Annotated in this window: 15 protein-coding genes; 9 read left to right on the forward strand and 6 right to left on the reverse strand. The window is 71.9% G+C overall.

Annotation, left to right across the window (positions count from 1 at the left end):
* The first annotated feature begins 23 nt into the window (after window positions 1–23).
* Entirely contained in the window at window positions 24–1,115 is a 1,092-nt protein-coding gene (locus tag G401_RS0122350; protein WP_027344251.1) for a hypothetical protein, read from the forward strand.
* A gap of 9 nt (window positions 1,116–1,124) precedes the next feature.
* Here the strand turns inward: G401_RS0122350 and G401_RS0122355 are convergent, their stop codons facing one another.
* A complete protein-coding gene (locus G401_RS0122355; protein WP_157546117.1) occupies window positions 1,125–2,462 on the reverse strand; it encodes a hypothetical protein in 1,338 nt (445 codons plus the stop codon).
* A gap of 89 nt (window positions 2,463–2,551) precedes the next feature.
* Here G401_RS0122355 and G401_RS0122360 point away from each other — a divergent pair, with 89 nt between their 5' ends.
* The 4 genes from G401_RS0122360 to G401_RS0122375 all read left to right on the forward strand — a co-directional run bounded on the left by G401_RS0122360 (window position 2,552) and on the right by G401_RS0122375 (window position 8,537).
* Entirely contained in the window at window positions 2,552–3,817 is a 1,266-nt protein-coding gene (locus tag G401_RS0122360; protein ID WP_245601808.1) for an MFS transporter, read from the forward strand.
* A gap of 31 nt (window positions 3,818–3,848) precedes the next feature.
* The gene (locus tag G401_RS0122365; protein ID WP_027344254.1) at window positions 3,849–4,187 is read left to right on the forward strand and encodes a TfoX/Sxy family protein; all 339 of its coding nucleotides are present in this window, start codon (window positions 3,849–3,851) and stop codon (window positions 4,185–4,187) included.
* Between the two features lie 66 nt (window positions 4,188–4,253).
* Complete coding sequence (locus tag G401_RS0122370) at window positions 4,254–7,580, forward strand: S8 family serine peptidase (RefSeq protein ID WP_027344255.1); 3,327 nt, start codon at window positions 4,254–4,256, stop codon at window positions 7,578–7,580.
* 288 nt (window positions 7,581–7,868) lie between these two features.
* On the forward strand, window positions 7,869–8,537 hold the full coding sequence (locus G401_RS0122375; protein ID WP_027344256.1) for a cyclase family protein: 669 nt from the start codon (window positions 7,869–7,871) through the stop codon (window positions 8,535–8,537).
* Between the two features lie 2 nt (window positions 8,538–8,539).
* Here G401_RS0122375 and G401_RS0122380 read toward each other — a convergent pair whose 3' ends face one another.
* Window positions 8,540–9,400: a hypothetical protein gene (locus tag G401_RS0122380; RefSeq protein ID WP_027344257.1), complete on the reverse strand. Its 861-nt coding sequence runs from the start codon at window positions 9,398–9,400 to the stop codon at window positions 8,540–8,542.
* 63 nt (window positions 9,401–9,463) lie between these two features.
* Here G401_RS0122380 and G401_RS0122385 point away from each other — a divergent pair, with 63 nt between their 5' ends.
* Both G401_RS0122385 and G401_RS0122390 read left to right on the forward strand, forming a co-directional pair.
* On the forward strand, window positions 9,464–9,769 hold the full coding sequence (locus G401_RS0122385; protein ID WP_027344258.1) for a hypothetical protein: 306 nt from the start codon (window positions 9,464–9,466) through the stop codon (window positions 9,767–9,769).
* Between the two features lie 142 nt (window positions 9,770–9,911).
* Window positions 9,912–10,505, forward strand: coding sequence for a hypothetical protein (locus G401_RS0122390; protein ID WP_027344259.1), 594 nt, complete (start codon window positions 9,912–9,914; stop codon window positions 10,503–10,505).
* 50 nt (window positions 10,506–10,555) lie between these two features.
* Here the strand turns inward: G401_RS0122390 and G401_RS0122395 are convergent, their stop codons facing one another.
* Complete coding sequence (locus tag G401_RS0122395) at window positions 10,556–10,999, reverse strand: hypothetical protein (protein ID WP_027344260.1); 444 nt, start codon at window positions 10,997–10,999, stop codon at window positions 10,556–10,558.
* A 182-nt stretch (window positions 11,000–11,181) separates the two neighbouring features.
* Between G401_RS0122395 and G401_RS0122400 the strand changes: the two genes are divergently transcribed.
* Window positions 11,182–12,816, forward strand: coding sequence for a sensor histidine kinase (locus G401_RS0122400; protein WP_157546120.1), 1,635 nt, complete (start codon window positions 11,182–11,184; stop codon window positions 12,814–12,816).
* A complete protein-coding gene (locus G401_RS0122405) occupies window positions 12,813–13,463 on the forward strand; it encodes a response regulator transcription factor (protein WP_027344262.1) in 651 nt (216 codons plus the stop codon). The genes G401_RS0122400 and G401_RS0122405 overlap by 4 nt, the downstream gene beginning before the upstream one ends.
* 3 nt (window positions 13,464–13,466) lie before the next feature.
* Here the strand turns inward: G401_RS0122405 and G401_RS56050 are convergent, their stop codons facing one another.
* From G401_RS56050 to G401_RS0122420, 3 genes are all read right to left on the reverse strand, one after another.
* On the reverse strand, window positions 13,467–13,853 hold the full coding sequence (locus G401_RS56050; protein ID WP_157546123.1) for a hypothetical protein: 387 nt from the start codon (window positions 13,851–13,853) through the stop codon (window positions 13,467–13,469).
* A 711-nt stretch (window positions 13,854–14,564) separates the two neighbouring features.
* Window positions 14,565–16,925 (reverse strand): arylsulfatase, encoded by a 2,361-nt coding sequence (locus G401_RS0122415; RefSeq protein ID WP_027344264.1) that lies wholly within the window; start codon window positions 16,923–16,925, stop codon window positions 14,565–14,567.
* Between the two features lie 75 nt (window positions 16,926–17,000).
* Entirely contained in the window at window positions 17,001–17,273 is a 273-nt protein-coding gene (locus G401_RS0122420; RefSeq protein WP_157546126.1) for a hypothetical protein, read from the reverse strand.
* Between the last annotated feature and the right edge of the window lie 21 nt (window positions 17,274–17,294).

Here is a 17,294-nt window from a genome sequence, read left to right on the forward strand (position 1 = left end):
CGCGACCTTGGTACCGTGCGCCCATGGGACGGGGGTCGCGCATTCTGCTCGGGCTGTTCGCGTTCAACGGACTGCTGGTCTCGTACATCATCACGGCCGGGCTGCCCGGGCCGCCCAAGGCGATGCCGGTCGCGTCCGGCGCCGCCACCGCCTACGACGCCTCGATCGGCGGCTGCGCCGACGCCTGCGCCCGCGCCCGGCTGGACGGCAACGCCGCCGCCCTCCGACGGCGTGCCGACGTGACCCGCCGGGCGACGTGGGCCTGCTTCGGCGCCGGCTTCGGCTGCCCCGGGCACCACCTCGAAGACCGGACGGCGGTGGGCCCGTGGGAGGTCCTCGGCCTCGTCGACGGTCTGCGTACCGGCGTCGCCAACGAATTCGGGCCGGTGTTCCGGGAGACCCGGTTCAGTGTGCAGTGCGGCTCGGTGGACCTCGAATGGGCGCTGACGCCGTCAGTGACGCCCGGGATCAGGACCGTCTACCCGGCCGCCGTTCTGGGCTATCGCTGGACACGGCACGAATACGTCATGGTCTCGGACTCGTCGGTCACGCCTCGGCCGCGTACGCCGGTGGCTACGAGCTGGGAACTGGAGCGGGCCGTCATCGCCGTGGCGATGATGCCCGGATCACTGGACGTGCCGCCCGCGGACGCGCGTGATCTGCGGCGGTTCCTGGACAGCCGGCTGGGCCTGCCGGCCGTGCCCTCGTTCACCGACATCAACGGTGCCTTCATCGGTGAGCCGGGCGTCGAAGCCGGACCACCCTGCAACGCCACCGTGCGCGGCGTCCCACCGATGATCACCGGTGCCCGGTCGCTGAACCAGCCGGGTGAACGGCAGCCCCGCGTCCTCGAACCCGCCGCCGGGACGGCCCTGATGATCCTCGTCGGCTGCCCTGGGGCGCACGGCTCGACGGTCACCCTGACCGTGCGAGCCGGGAACGGTGCGGAACAGGGGCACGCCGAAGTCCGTTGCACCGGCGAACTAGCGGTCGGCGCGGTGTTCCCGGTCGCCGAGCCCACGGCCGTCGGACCATACACGGTGGATGCGCAGGGATCACCCGACTGGGTGGCGTACGCGTACGCCGTGCCGATCGTCCACGCCCAAGGCACGTGAGGACGGCTTTCAGCTCGATACGACCGGTGCTCGGTAAGCCCAGTACACGTAGGCGTCGTCGTCGCGGACGAGCAGCAGCACCGGAACGAACTCGTCCGCGCCGACGCGTACCTCCCGCGGCCACCGGGCGGTGAACCACATCGGCGCGGATCCGTTACGCGGGAACGATACCGCTTCCGCATCGGTGGTCACGCCGCCGGCCACCGGGCGGTCGGCCACACCGGACAGCCACGGATAGCGGCGCGGCAGATCGACGCCCCAGGAACCCATCCAGCCGGAACCGTCCGGGCCGGAGATGGATCCCACGACGTCGCCCGAGCCCACCCGGATCGCCAGCACCTCGTAGTGGCTGCCGGCCGGGGCGGCCCGGCCCGCGTCCAGCCGGCCTATCACCGCCCGCTCGCCGTCGAACGGGCCCGCCGTGTTGATGCCCCGCAGGTCCAGGTCGGCGAGCGCGGCCGCCATGGTGTCCCGGTCGACGACACGGACGCGGACGACCGCGCGGCTGTCCTCGGGTGTGATCGGCGGCTGTGCCCGGACGTACTGGGGCAGCGCCCACACCAGCGGTAGCACGACAAGCAGCGCGGTCGCCCCGGCCGCCACCGCCAGCACCCGCCGCCGCGGCGGGGAGAGCACCGGGCCGGTGTTGCTGAGCAGCGAGCCGACCAGAAGCACCACGGCCAGCGCCGTCAGGTTCCGGAACTCCAGCCCGTCGTCCGGGCCGGGTAGGGCGGCGAACCACATCTGGCCCAGGCAGGCCAGTGACAGCACCGCCCCGCCCGCGGTGATGCCGCGCGCGGCGTCCGTGCCCGGTTCGGCCAGGCCACGCAGGCCGTGATGAGTGGCGAAGCGGATCGCCCCGGCCGTGACCAGCGCAGCCACGACCGCCCCCGCGCCCCAGGCCGCGACGACCTCACGGTCGGTGCCCTCGCTGCGGACGGCCAGGGCCGCCGGCAGCGAGATCGCCGTCAGCACGAGCAGCGCCCACGGCACCACCTGCCGCCAGCGGCCCACCGCCGGCACCTGGCGGTCCGGACCGCGCAGCACCACCTCCGCCAGCGCCGCCCCGATCAGCCAGCCGGCCAGCAGCGCCGTCGCGGGCAGCACGATCCGGTGCTGCGGCAGCGTCACGACCAAGGTCACGATCACAGCCACGAGTACGCCGAGAGTCCGCATTCGCCGCCGCGCCAGCAGATACCGTCGCAGCTGTTCGCGTACGGCGGGTTCGTCGGGCAGGCCGTCCGCCGTGAGCAGCCAGGACAGGCGCTGCTCACGGACCGGGAGGACGAAGCCGAGGCACAGGACAGCCAGCGTGATGATCAGAAACTCGACCGCTTGATCCGGCACGACCACTCCCCCGACGTGTGTGCACGGCACTGTATTCGAAGGCGGCTATACGCGTACTCCCGTGTGGGGTGGCGGCTTGCCTCCCGCCGATGACCTCTGGCATCGTCGGCGGGATGTCCGTGTCGCCGCTGCTCGAAACGTCACCGCGCGCCACGACGGACGAGGGCTGGCGGCGCGATTTCCATTGGCGGTGGGCGGCGCAGGCGGCCGGCGAGCTCGGTACCGCGGTGGGCTACTCGGCGCTGCCGATGGTCGCGGTGCTGGTGCTCGGCGCGTCCGACTTCCAGGTGTCCTTCCTGAGCGTGCTGTCCTCGGTCGTCGGCATGGCGCTGGCGCTGCCGCTGGGACCGTGGATCGAGTTCCACCGCAAGCGGCCGGTGATGATCGGCGCCGACCTGCTGCGCTTCGCGTCGACCGCCTCCGTCCCGGTCGCGGCCTATCTCGGCCAGCTCACGTACGCGCACCTCTGCGTGGTCGCGATCGTCCGCATGGTCGCCACCCTGGCGTTCAACGCGGCCAGTACCGCCGACCTGAAGCGGCTCGTCCCGGCGTCGCACCGGGCGGAGGCCAACAGTCGCTTCGAGACAACACTGTGGACCGCCAACACGGTCGGCCCGCCGGTGGGCGGCGTCCTGGTGTCGTGGCTCGGCGCGACGGCGTCGCTGGCGGTCGACGCCGTCAGCTTCCTCGCCTCCGCGTTCGCCATCCGGCGCCTGCGCACCGCCGAACCGCCCCGGCCGCAGCGCTCCGCCGACCACCACTGGGCAGGCGAGTTCCTCGCCGGCTGGCGGCACATCCTCGCCCACCGCGGGCTCGCGAAGCTGTTCTTCAACGCCCTGGTGTTCGGCGGCTGCATCATGGCGTCGGCGCCGCTGACCACCGTCTTCATGCTCCGCGACCGCGGCTTCTCCGCCTGGCAGTACGGCCTGTCGTTCGGCCTGTCCGCGGTCGCCGGCATCGCCGGATCGCTCCTGGTCAAGCCGTTGCTGCGGCGCTTCGGCCAGCGGCGTACGCTGCTCGCCTCGGGAGCCGGGCGCAACCTGTGGCTCGCCTTCACCCCGCTGGCCGCGGCCGGTACGCCGGGACTGGTGCTCATCACGGTCTCGCAGTTGCTGCTGCTGTTGTTCGTCGGGGTGTTCAACCCGCTGTTCGCGACCTACCGGATGACGGCCAGCGACGACGCGTACATGTCCCGGGTCATGATGGCCTGGTCGATCAGCACCAAGACGGTGCAGCCGATGTTCATCGCGGCCGCCGGGGCGCTCGCGGCGGCGACCAGCGCCCGGACGGCACTGCTGGTGCTGTCGGGGACACTTCTGCTGTCGACGGCCCTCCTTCCCTGGCGAGACGCCTGAATTCGTCGTACGCCGGTGGGACCATCTCCTCATGGCGTATGACGAAGAACTCGCCGAGCGCGTACGCGGACTCGTCGCCGGTGAGCGGGGCGTCTCCGAGAAGCGCATGTTCGGCGGCCTGGCGATGCTGATCGACGGCAACATGGCCGTCGCCGTCCGGGGTCAGGGCGGTCTGCTCGTCCGGCTGCTGCCCGACGACCCCGCGTACGAGAAGATCCTCGCCGAGAAGGGCGCGGACGAGGCCGTCATGCGCGACCGGCCGATGCGCGGCTGGATCGCGGTCGAGGAGTCGGCCTGCACGAAGGCCGCGGACCTGAAGAAGTGGGTGGGCCGCGGGGTCGCCTCCGCGCGGGCGCTGCCGAAGAAGTAGCCGGGACTGTCCACATAAAACGGAGGCAGTGGGCAACCAGCAGGTGCCTTCCGCCGTGGAAGGACCATGACATCCCTCCGTGGCACGCCCACGAACACCCCGGCGACAGCCTGGCCCCGGGTCGCGTACGCGGCCGCCGGGCTGGCGCTGCTCGCCGCGCTGACCGCCGCCGCACCGGGCGGCGGGGCGGCTCCGCCCGCGTCACCCGGACAGCCGGCCGGACCGGCGACGGCAGCAAGGACGACAGCCGGGACGAGGATCACCCTCGTCACCGGCGACGTCGTGACCCTGGACGGCGACAACGCCGACGTCCAGGCCGGTCCGGGCCGGGCGGGCATGACCTTCGAGGTCACCCGGTCCGGCGGGCATGTGCGGGTGATCCCCGCCGACGCCGGGCCGCTGATCGCCCGGTCGGCCGTCGACCCGCGGCTGTTCGACGTGACCGCGCTGGTACGCGACGGCTACGACCGCCTGCCGGGCCTGCCCCTCATCATCGGCTCGGCCGCCAGCCCGACGACGACCGCCGACGCGCCGCTGCTGCGGGACGTGCCGGGGCTGACCGGCCGCCAGGCCCTGCCCGCCGCGAAGGCGACCGCCGTCCGCCAGGACCGCGCCCACGCCGCCGACTCGTGGCGCGCCTGGGAGAGCCGCCTCGGTACGCAGCACGCCCCGGCCGTCAGCCTGGACGCGCTGCGGCACACCACCTCCGGAACGGGCGTCGACCAGGTCGGCGCGCCGGCCGCGTGGGCGGCGGGCTACACCGGCACCGGCGTCACCGTGGCGGTCCTCGACTCGGGCATCGACGGCAACCATCCGGATCTGGCCGGGCAGGTCGCCGAGCACGTGAACTTCACCGAGGGCGAGGAGGCCGACGGTGACTTCGCCGGCCACGGTACGCACGTCGCGGCGACCATCGCCGGCACCGGGGCCGCGTCGAACGGCACCTACAAGGGTGTGGCGCCGGGCGCGAAACTGCTCGACGGCAAAGTGTGCACCCAGTACGGCTGCCTGGAATCGTGGATCGTCGCCGGGATGACCTGGGCGGCGACCCGGGCGAAGATCGTCAACCTGAGCCTCGGCGGCATGGACACCGACGGGCTCGACCCGGTCGAGACCGCCGTGCAGACCCTCAGCGCCCAGTACGGCACGCTCTTCGTGGTCGCCGCCGGCAACGGCGACGGTCCGACCGAGGGGGCCATCTCCTCCCCGGGCACCGCGCCCGCCGCGCTCACCGTCGGCGCCGTCGACGGCACCGACGCCCTCGCCTACTTCTCCCGCCGCGGTCCCGGGCCCGACGGCACGATCAAACCCGAGATCACCGCCCCCGGCGTCGCCATCACCTCCGCGCGCAGCGCCGACTCCGGCCTGCCGGGGGACGCGTACACGCAGCTGAGCGGGACGTCCATGGCCACGCCGCACGTCGCCGGCGGCGCCGCGCTGCTCGCCCAGCAACACCCGACGTGGTCCGGGCAGGCGCTGAAGGCCGCGCTCATGTCCGCAGCCCTTCCCAATTCCACCCTCTCCGTGTACGCGCAGGGCGGCGGCCGGCTCGACGTCGCCCGGGCGGTACGCCAGAACGTCACGAGCACCACGCCCGGCGTCTCCTTCGGTTTCCGGCCCTGGCCGCACACCGCCGACCCGGTGACGAGCGCGAGCGTGGCGTACCACAACGACGGCGCGCAGCCGGTGACGCTGACGCTGGCGATGACGGGCGCCCCGGCGGGACTGTTCACCCTGGGCACGTCGACGGTGACCGTCCCCGCCGGCGGCGACGCCACGGTGGCGGTCACGGCGGACACGCGTACCGGTCCGGACGGCCACCTCGGCGGCTGGCTGACGGCCACGGCCGGCGACACCGTCGTGCGTACGCCGGTGGCCGTCGACAAGGAGGTCGAGAGCTACACCGTGACACTGGTGCACCACGACCGCTCCGGCGGCACGCCGTCCTTCTACGGCACCCAGATGGCCTTGCGGAACAGCGACGTCGAGGCACCCGGCGTGTGGGGACCGGACCCCGGCGACACCGAGACCCTGCGGCTGCCGCGTGGTCACTACTCGCTGACCAGCTACATGGGCCACAGCGGCGACGGCCCGAAGGGCGACCAGACCGGCGCCTACTCGGTCCTGATGGGACAGCCCGACATCGACGTCAGCCACGACCAGACCATCGTCCTCGACGCGCGTACCGCCCAGCCGGTCTCGGTCACCGTTCCCCGGGCCGATGCCGCGCAGGCGTACGGGGCGGTCGCGGCCTACGACCGGCGGCCGCACGGCACCGCGGGATCGGCGGTCATCTCGAACTCGTTCGCGTCCGTCTACACCGGACAGATCGCCCCGGCCCCGCTCGACAACGGCTTCATCTCCATCCTCTACGGCCAGTGGGCCCGCCCCGGCGCCGACAGCCCCTACGTGTACGCCCTGACCTTCCCCGAACCCGGCCGGCTGGTGACGGGATACCAGCGCGCCGTGACCGACGCCGGGCTGGCCCGGGTGGACGCCGACTTCACCCGCGTCCGACCGGGCACCACCGGCTGGAAGCGGATCCGCCCGTCCGTACCCGCGTGGGGCGTCGGCGCGTTCGGCCCGGACCTCGCCTTCGACCTGCCGTTCACCCGGACCGAGTACTACAGCCCCGACCCGGACACCGCGTTCGCGGGCGACTTCATCGAAGCCGCGTCCGACACCGGCGACGCCACCCGCGTCACCCAGGGCGACTACGGCACGTACGCGGCCGGGCACGCGTACCGGGAACACTGGAACCGGCCCGTCTTCGGTCCCGGGCTCGGCGCCGGGACGGGCCAGGGCGTGGTCCGCGAAGGCGACACTCTCACCGTCGACGTGCCCCTGTACGCCGACGGTGACGGGCGGCCGGGCTCGGCGGTGACGAGCACGCTGACGGCCACGCTGACCCGAGATGGCACACCCGTCGCCATCACTCCGGGCGAGACCGGGTTCACCGCGGCCCTGCCGCCGGGCTCGGCCGCGTACCAGGTGCAGCTGGCGACCGAGAGCGAAGGGCCGCTGTCGACGCGTACGACGGTGTCCTGGTCCTTCCGGTCCGCGACGACCAGCGGCGCGGTACCGCTGCCGCTGTGGTGGATCAAAGCCGCACCGGCCGCGGACCTGTACGCGACGGTGCCCGCGAACGCGACGCACACGCTGACGGTGAGCGCGGTGCCGCAGGCGGGGTCGACGCCGGGCCGGCTGCTCGCGACGGTGACCGAGGTGTCGTTCGACGACGGGCGCACCTGGCGCGCGGCGGCGCTGTCCGGCGGCTGCGCCCAGGTACGCACACCGGCCGGCACCGGCTTCGTCTCGGTACGCGTGACGGCAGCCGACAGCGCGGGCAACACGGTCCGGGAGACGGTCGTCCGCGCCTACCGCTTCGCCTGACCAAGTACACCGACCTGCCTGAGCATATGTACACGCGTTGCTCAGGCAGGTCGGCGGCACTCTTTTCGGGTGACCGAACCGCGGTGAAGGATGCTTCGCCCGACCAACCTGGCAGTGGAGTCCCCGGAGCGCAGCGATAGGGGCGGAACGGTCTCCCGCGGGAGGAGCGGAGGTGAGATCGACGAACCCGGGACATGAATGTGATCTTGAATTTGAGCTTTACCCGGTGTTGTCTCGAACCGTGGCGAGGTTCTTGATCGGCTATGGCCTGGTCCGCACAATACGCGGATGACCGACTCCCGCCTCGTCGAGCTGAGCCATGTCCTCGTCCCCGGCATGACGACCTATCCGGGGCTGCCCGGTCCGGAGATCCGGCCGTACCTCTCCCGCGAGGACTCCCGGTCGCACTACGCCGCCGGCACCGAGTTCACCATCGACTGGCTGACGATGCTGAGCAACAGCGGCACCTATGTGGACAGTCCGTTCCACCGGTACGCCGACGGCGCCGACCTGGCCGACCTGCCGCTGTCCAAGTTCGCCGACCTGCCGGTGGTGGTCGTCGACGCGACGGCGGCGACGGAGCGTGGCATCCCGGCGGCGGCCCTGGCCGGTCTCGGCGTACGCGACGCGGCCGTTCTCCTGCACACCGGCTGGGACCGGCACTTCGGCACGCCCGCGTACGGGGTGGACGCCCCGTTCCTGACGGCGGAGGCGGCCGAGCTGCTGGTGGCCGAGGGCGCGAGGCTCGTCGGCATCGACGCGGTCAACATCGACGACACGACCCCGGGCGGCGAGCGGCCCTGCCACTCGGCGCTGCTGGCGGCCGGCATCCCGATCGTGGAGCACCTGACCGGGCTCGCGCGGCTGCCCGCGACGGGGGCCCGGCTGCACGCGGCTCCGCTGCGCGTCCGGGGACTCGGGACCGTGGCCGTCCGCGCGTACGCGATCCTGCCCTGAGCTCAGGCGAGGTGGGCCGCCGCCGCGAGGATCAGGTTCTCCGGCGGCGCGCCCTCGCCGCGCAGCGGCAGGGCGACGAGCGTGCCGTCGCGCAGCCTGCAGTGGACGCCGCCCTTGACGTGCGGCGTCGCCGCGCTCGGGCCCACCAGCCCGATGTCCTCGACGTCCGCCCACGCCACCGGCGGATTCCCGTCGAAGCTGATGCCCGCCGGCATGATGTCCGCGCGTCGCAGCTCGGCGGCCTGGGGTACGCGCAGCCGGCGCCAGAAGCCGACGAGGACCAGGCTGCCGGCCACCCCGAAGAGATTGAGCCAGCCCTTGGGCCGGTCGAGTTGCGTGTGCAGCGGCAGTCCGGATCGCCGGAAGATGAACGCCGCGACCGCGACGGACCCCACCGCCATCGCCAGCAAGGTCAGGTAACGCGGCCGCGACCGGGACGGCTCCTCGTCCCCCGTCGGGCCGGCCTGCGGTGACGACAGGAACGACAGGATGTTCGGCACCTCCGCCCAGGCCGGTACGCCTTTGCGGGCCGTCCAGCGCCCGGCGGCGATGACAAGAGCGGCGCCGCCCAGGATCGGGCCGGCCCAGAGAAGGTTGGCGAGGCCGTGGGTCTGGACCGTGCCGCCGACCGCGATGAGGGCGAGGGCCATGCCGAGGAACAGGGAGGTTCCCGCGATCAGCATGAGGTTGCGCCACCACGGCCACGGCTGCTCGTAGCGCAGCCAGCCGACCACGACCGCCGCCACGGCCGGATCCGGATGCCCCTGATCGGCCTCGCCCAGCCGCCGGGCCTCGGCGCGTACTTCCTCGGGGAGGGCGTACCAGGCGTCGTGGGCCGCGGGGCCGACCGGGATCGTCACCATGAGCCGATGGTAGACGCGAGACGCATGCGTATGGTCCGGCCGGATATGGGGTAACGCCGATGCGTGGACTTCTTCGGCTACTTCGCACTGGCGTGGACGCTGGTCTACCTCGGCGTCCGGTACGCCGGCGCGCGGCGACCGGGCCCGGCTCCGAACCTTGCCGCCGCCGCACCCGGTCCGGCATCGGTTTCCATGCCGGTGTCCATGTCACTGTCCGTGGAGGGCCGCAGCCCCGCATCGGTGGTCACGACCCAGTCCCCCACGCGGGCCGACCGTCGGCGGCGCCCGCTGTGGCCGGCCATCGCCCTGGGCGCTGTGGGAGCGGTCGCCGCCACTGCGTGGATCCTGCGCCGCCGCAGCACCGGCTGATCAGCCGCGGCACCACCTGATCAGCCGCGGTGCCGCCCGATCGACGGGCGACGGTCCGGCTGCCGGACGGTTGGACATCCGCCACCGAACAGCCGTGGAAGTCCGTCCGCACGGAACGGGAAAACACCCCTACCCTGTGCCGATGATCATGCCCGATTCCCTGGTCGTCACCGGCACCGGCCTGCCGGACGTCTGCGTACGCCACGGTTCTCCTGCCCTCGCCAAGCAGGACTTCAAGGTCTTCACGCGGATGCCCTGGTGGCCGTTCCTCTTCGTGCCCGTCATGGCCGTCGTCTCGCTCTTCTTCGCGACGCATTGGCTGGCCGCCGCCGGCGCGGTCCCGTATCTGGCCGTACGCGTACGCCGGGACTCCCTGGACGTGCGCGCCTGGGCGTTCTGCCGCGCCTGCGTGAAGACCCACGTCGTGCGGCTGCTGATCACGATGGCGATCTTCCTCGCCGGAGTGGCCGCCACAGTGTGGATCTTCGCCGCGGTCACCGACGAGGAGCAGCACCCCGAGCTGTGGCTGCTCGGCGTGCTCGTGCTCGTGGTCGCCGGGTTCGCGTTCTATCCGCTGTCGACGTGGCGGTTCATCGCCCGGGCCCACGTGGTGGGCGGCGGATCCGCCGTCAAGGTACGCGACCCGCACCCCGGGTACGCGGCCGCGGCGGAGCAGCGCCTGGCCGCGAGCGGCTACCGCCCGGACGGCTCGCACCTCCCCGTCGCCGTCGCCTGAACCGGAGTCCGGCCCGGCCGCCGAAGCAGCCGGGCCGGATCACCGCCGGATCAGGCGTCACGGATCCAGTCGAAGGTGACCGTGTCGCCGCTGCGCTGGTTGAGCGTGGCGTTGGTGAGCCGGTACATGTCGGTGTGCACGCCGAACAGCTTGGCCTTCATCAGCTCCACGTACATGACGTCGCTGAGCAGGAACGTCATGCACGTCGTGCCGTGGTTGGCGTTCTGGGTGTACACGCCCTGGAGCTTGCCGTTGTTCCAGCCCCGCGCCTCGATGCCCTTCCACCAGGTCACGTCGACCGCCGTGTGCAGGCAGACCTGCACCGAGCCCGGCGCGACGTTCTGGATCTGCGTGACGCGGATCGAGTCCTCCGACGACACGGTCGGGAAGTTGGACCAGGACAGCGACGTGTCGGCGTTCGCCGGGCCGGCGAGCGCGACGACGGCCAGCACCGCGAGTCCGACCGCCACCGCGGCCCGCTGCATCATCTTCATCGGTTTCCCCCTTGTCCAGTGCGTCGCGTCCGTCTGATCGCGACGGTCAGCGTCGTGCTGACGAGTACCGACGGTAGGAACCGGGGCCCGGGCGGACATCCGTGCCAGCACGTAATCGGCGGCGATCGTCGGATGGCCGACGATCACGCTCGCCGGGCGCCGCGGCTGCGCACCATGTGGTCATGGCGATCGGACGAGCGGCGGTACGGTCGGCCGCGCTGCTCCTGGCCGCCGCGGCGACCACGGCCGCGGTGTGCGTACGCGGTGCGCCCGGCGCGGCCGACCTGATGCCCTTCCTCGGCGTCGGCCTGCTGCACGTCGAGGTCGGCCTGCGGCTGCGGTCCCGCCGCCCGGAGAGCCGGATGGGCCTGCTCATGATCATCGCTGGGGGGATCTGGCTGGCCGACGAGATCGGCCGGCAGCTCACCCCGGGCCGGTTCGCCGACAACATGCTGCTCAGCGTCGTGTACGGCCCGATCATGCTGCACTGCGCGCTCATCATCCCGGTCGGCCGCCTCACCGGTACGCTCGACCGCCGGGTCGCCTGGGCCGGCTACCTGTTCTGGCCGGTCCTGGTCGGCGGCCACCGCCTGCTCGGGCTGCGGCCGGCGGGCCTGGCGGAGCTGCGCTCGGCGTACTATCCGCTGGTCGGCGCGGCGCTGGTGGTGTTCTTCGTGGTGCGCTACCACCTGGCGAGCCCGCTGTACCGCAGATCCTTCACGCCCTTCTGGACGGCGATGGTCGCCAACACGGTGATGACCGCGGTCGCGGGCGTCCTGTTCGACGCCGAGCCGACGTGGTCGCAGCTGGCGCTGTGCGCGGGCGCGGTCGCGGTCCCGCTCGGCGCGGCCGGCAGCCTGGCCCGCAGCCGCCCGCCCGGCACGACCCTCGCACTGGTGGCGGAGCTGGGCCGGACCGAGACGGATCGCGCGGCCCTGCGGGCTTCCGCGGCCCGCGCGCTCTCGGATCCCACCGCCCGGATCCTGCTCCCCGATGCCGCGGGGATCCTCGTCGACGCCGAGACCGGCGCGGCGCCGGCCGCCGGGAGCGCCCGTACCGTCCTGTATGGAGGCAGCCGGGTCGTCGGCGCCATCGCCCACGACCCCGCCGTCGCCGCCTCCCCCGACGTGCTCGCCGCCGTCCAGCGGATGGTCGCGCTCGTGCTGGCCAACCAGCTCCTGCTCGCCGAGGTCGAGGCGCAGCTGCGCGACGTGCGCGACTCCCGCCGCCGCATCGTCGAGGCCGGTGACGCCGAGCGCCGCCGGGTCGAGCGCAACGTGCACGACGGCGTACAGCAGCGGCTCATCGCCGCCTCCCTGCTGCTGCACCGGGGCCAGCGCGGCACCGGCGATCCGGCGCTGGTCCGCCAGGGCGCCGCCGAGCTCGACACCGCCATCGGCGAGCTGCGCGAGATCGTCCGCGGCCTGAACCCCTCGGTCCTCGCCCAGCACGGCCTGCTCGGCGCCGTCGAATCGATCGCCGAGCGGTCCGCGGTCGCGGTCACCGTCGAGGACACCCTCGAACGTGAGGTGCCGGCCGATCTGGCGGTCACCGCGTACTACGTCACCCTGGAAGCCGTGGCCAACGCCGAGAAGCACGCAGCGGCCTCCGTCATCAGCGTGCGGCTCGCGAACACCGGCTCCGCGATCAGGCTGACGGTACGCGACGACGGCGCCGGCCGGGCCGGCTTCGTGGCCGGCGGCGGCCTGATCGGCGTACGCGACCGGGTCGAGGCCTGCGGCGGCACCCTGGACCTGTGCAGCCCGCCCGGCTCGGGCACCACGCTGACGGCTGTGCTGCCCCTGGCGGCGGCATGACCGGTGTCGTCCTGGCCGACGATTCGGTGCTGCTGCGCGCGGGTCTCGAACGCCTGCTCGCCGCCGAGGGCTTCACCGTCCTGGCGTCGCTGCCCGACACCGGCGTACTTCTCTCCACTGTGGAGGCAACCCGGCCGGACATCGTCGTGCTCGACATCCGGATGCCCCCCGCGTACGCCGACGAAGGCCTGCGAGCCGCGCAAGCGTTGCGGCGCGACCATCCGACGCTGGCGATCCTGCTGCTCTCGCAGTACGTCGAGACCCGGGACGTGCTGGCCCTGCTGCGCCAGCGCGGCGGCGGGATCGGCTACCTGCTCAAGGACCGCATCACCGACATCGACCGCTTCCTCGACGACGTACGCCGGGTCGCCGCCGGCGGCACGGCCGTCGACCCGCTCGTCGTGGCCCGGGCGCTGGACCGCCCCCGGCCGCCCGGGCACGACCTGGACGCGCTGTCGGACCGCGAACGGGAGATCCTCGGCCGGATGGCGGCCGGGCATTCCAACGCCGGGATCGCGGCGCTGCTGTTCCTCGGCGAGCGGACGGTCGAGGCGCACATCCGCAGCATCTTCGCCAAGCTCGGCATCCCGGCGGAACGCGACGTCAACCGGCGCGTCCTCGCGGTGCTCTCCTACCTGCGCACCTGAATCTCACTCGGCGGCCGGTGCATGGATCTCGCTCAGCAGGCGGGCCCGCAGCCGCTTCGCCAGCGGGCCGCGGTAGTACGCCAGCACGTCGGCCAGCGCCTCGCGTACATCGGGATCCTCATGCTCCGCCAGGTACGCGAGCTCCTCCGCGCCGCCGCGGCTGCGCCCGCCGAGCCCCCACAGGGCGTCCACAATAGACTCCGGGTCGGCGGCGGCCAGCAGCGCGGCCATGAGCTCCGGCTTCGACGGATCGGGCTCGTCACGGTCGAACCGCGCGCGGATCCGGGCAGCCTTCGGTGTGCCCCGCGACAGGCACGCCGGGCAGGCACAAGGCCGGCGGCCATGCGCGTCCGGCAGGTACCGCCCATTGTTCTCCGGGCCGGTTCGCAAGCGACAAGATCAAAATAAAGATCACATCCATGTCCCGGGTTCGCCGATCTCACCTCCGCTCCTCACGCGGGAGACCGTTCCGGCCCGTCGCTCACGCGACGGGCCTCCACTGCCAGGTGAGTGGGGCGAAGCATCGTTCGCCGCGGATCGGGCACCCCTCCACCGCGCAGACGTCGGCGATCACGATCGTGCGCGCCGGGCGCGGAAGCCGGCTCGATCATGGCGGCCGGCCGGGTGATCGAGTACCCGGATGCTGCAGAAGTGGATCTCCATGGCTTGATCAAGTACCGGGGAGCTGCACAATCGGACGGTTTTCTGCAGGATGCGGGAACTTGATCAAGCCGGCACCCCACGAACGAGCAATCCCGTCAAGCCGGCCCGGGACGGTTGATCGCTTACCGCTATTTCGGCAAGCCGGGCCTGAATGCCTTGATCAAATACCGTCTATCCGGCAAGACGGCCCTCCCGTGCCGACATAGAGGTATTTGATCAAGGGAATCAGGGTCACGGTGCCGTAATAGCGGTATTTGATCAAGGTGATGCACGTCGGCGGGTGAGGCGGGAAGCGGCCACCGCCCATGGATCCCACACCCGCGACGCGCGCCACGAACTTGATGACCGCGGGGGAACCGCTCACCCATGTGGCCGGAGCCCGCTTTGTCGCCAAGATCGGCCGCCTCGATATCGGACGGACGAGGCGCCCTTCGTTGGCTATTGCCGGGTGACGGCCACCTTGAGCCGGTCCTCCCCGCTGATCATGTGCGAGTGGTCGTCGTCGCCGACGCTGATGCGGACCCAGTTGACCACCCCGGTGAACTTGCTGTCTTGCGGCGTGTACTCGTCGCTGACCGGTGACGCGTTGTCGATGCCCACGTCGACGGTCTCGTCCGTGGAGAAGATCATCGGTACGGTGCCGTCGACCCGGCCCTCGCCGTCGAGTTTGCTGTTGATGAGCAGGGCCACCTCGCCGCCCTTGCCGACGCCGCCGCCGTCGTAGGTGAACTCCATGCGTACCTGGTGGGTGCCGGCCGGGACCTCGGCGGTGCCGCCGACGTAGAAGCGGCTGACACCGAACAGGTTGTAGCAGTAACGGAGTTTGCGTTCGTGCACGTAGAGGCACCAGCCGCCGAACTCGCCGCCCTGGACGACGATCACGCCGCGCGCCCCGCCCTCGGGGACGACGATCTCCGCGATGACCGTGTGGGACTTGTTCTTGATGTTGATCACCGAGTTCTCGGTGAGCCGCCGCATCCCGCCGAACAGCGTCTGGGTGTCGCCGCGGATGAGCACCGGGCGGCCGGCGAGGTCGGAGTTGAAGCGTTCGACCCGGCGGTCGTCGAGCGGGAAGACGTTGTACTGGCGGGCCTCCAGCAGGAAGAGCCGCTGCAGGTCGGCCAGCCTGTCCGGCTGGTCGGCGGCGAGGTCGCGGGCCTGCGTCCAGTCGCTGTTCGTGTCGTACAGCTCCCAGACGTCCTCGGCGAAGGGGCCGCCGTCCTTCGGGTCCCAGGGTGTGGAGTGCTTGGTCACCGCGGTCCAGCCCTTGTGGTAGATCCCCCGGTTGCAGACCATCTCGAAGTACTGCGTCTCGTGCCGCTCGCCGGCCGCCGCGTCGTCGAAGGCGTACGCCATGCTCACCCCTTCGTACGGCTTCTGCTGTACGCCGTTGACGAACTGCGGCTCGGGCAGCCCGGCGGCTTCCAGCACGGTCGGGGCGACGTCGATGACGTGGTGGAACTGGTCGCGTACCTCGCCGCGGGAGCGCATGCCGTTGGGCCAGTGCACGATCGTGCCGTTGCGCGTACCGCCGAAGTGGGAGGCGACCTGCTTCGTCCACTGGTAGGGCGTGCACATCGCGTGCGCCCAGCCGACCGCGTAGTGGTTGTAGGCCCTCGGCGTACCGAAGTCGTCGATGCGGGCGGCCATGAACTCGGTGGTCTGCAGGTCGTTGGCGCCGTTGAGGTTGATCAGCTCGTTGAAGCTGCCGTGGAGGTCCCCTTCGGCGCTCGCCCCGTTGTCGCCGATGATGTAGTAGATCAGCGTGTCGTCGAGGACGCCCAGGTCGGCGAGCGTGTCCACGAGCCGGCCGACGTGATGGTCGGTGTGTTCGAGGAAGCCCGCGTACACCTCCATCTGGCGGGCGAGGATCGGCTGGAGGTCGTCGGGGATCTCGTCCCAGGCCGGGATCTCGTCGTGCCGGCGGGTCAGTTCGGCGTCGCGCGGGACGACGCCGAGTTCCTTCTGCCGTTGCAGGGTCTGCGCGCGCAGCACGTCCCAGCCCTGGTCGAACGCGCCCCGGTACCTGTCCGACCATTCCTTCGGCACGTGGTGCGGGGCGTGCGTCGCGCCGGGCGCGTAGTACAGGAAGAACGGCTTGTCGGCGGCGAGCGCGCGCTGCCGGCGTACCCAGGCTATGGCCTTGTCGGTCATGTCCTCGGTGAAGTGGTAGCCCTCCTCGGGCGTGCGGTCGGGCTCGACCGGGGTGGTGCCCTCGTAGATGGCGGGGTAGTACTGGTTGGTCTCGCCGCCGATGAAGCCGTAGAAGTGCTCGAACCCGCCGCCGGGCGACGGCCAGTGGTCGAAGGGGCCCATCGGGCTCGCTTCCCAGACCGGGACCTCGTGGCACTTGCCGAACTGGGCGGTGGAGTACCCGTTGAGCCGCAAGGTTTCCGCGAGCGGCGCGCAGGTGTTGGGGCGCAGGGAGTTGTAGCCCGGCGCGGCGGTGGCGATCTCGGTGATGCCGCCCATGCCGACGGTGTGGTGGTTGCGCCCCGACAGCAGGGCCGCGCGGGTGGGCGAGCAGAGCGCGGTGGTGTGGAAGCGGGAGTACCTGAGCCCGTGCGCGGCGAGCCGCTCGGCGGTCGGGGTCCGGCATGGGCCGCCGAACGCCGAGGACGCGCCGAAGCCGGTGTCGTCGATGAGGATCACCAGCACGTTCGGCGCCCCTGCCGGTGGCCGGACGAGCCGGATGGGCGGGTGGACCGCCTCCGGGTCGCGGGCGTCGTACACCGCCGTCGCCGGTCGCTGGACGTCCGGGATGGGCAGAACGGTACGAGGCAGATCCTGATCCGGCACGGTGACCCCCGAGGGTGAGCACGATTCGGATCCCACGCTATCAGCGCATAAGCCATCTCACCGTACTAATACGGACTATCCGAACACTCGGCCGCGCAGGTCTCCGCCCTGCAGGGCCAGCTCACCGATCTCCCAGAGGAAGTCCGGTACGCGCGGGTCCACCCCCGACGGCAGCCGGTAGCCCTCCTGACGGACGCCGACGGCCAGGTCGAAGAGGCGCACGAGCAGGTCGGTGCCGGCCTCCTGCAGGTCGCGGCCGTTGCCGTAGGTGATGCCCTCCAGATGCAGGCGGCAGTGCCCGGTGCGGGTCTCCAGGGTCAGAGTGGGGGTCCAGGGGGTGTGGTCCACAATCCGAGTCTGCCCGGTGAG

The organism is Hamadaea tsunoensis DSM 44101, assembly GCF_000428945.1.
Classification (GTDB): domain Bacteria; phylum Actinomycetota; class Actinomycetes; order Mycobacteriales; family Micromonosporaceae; genus Hamadaea; species Hamadaea tsunoensis.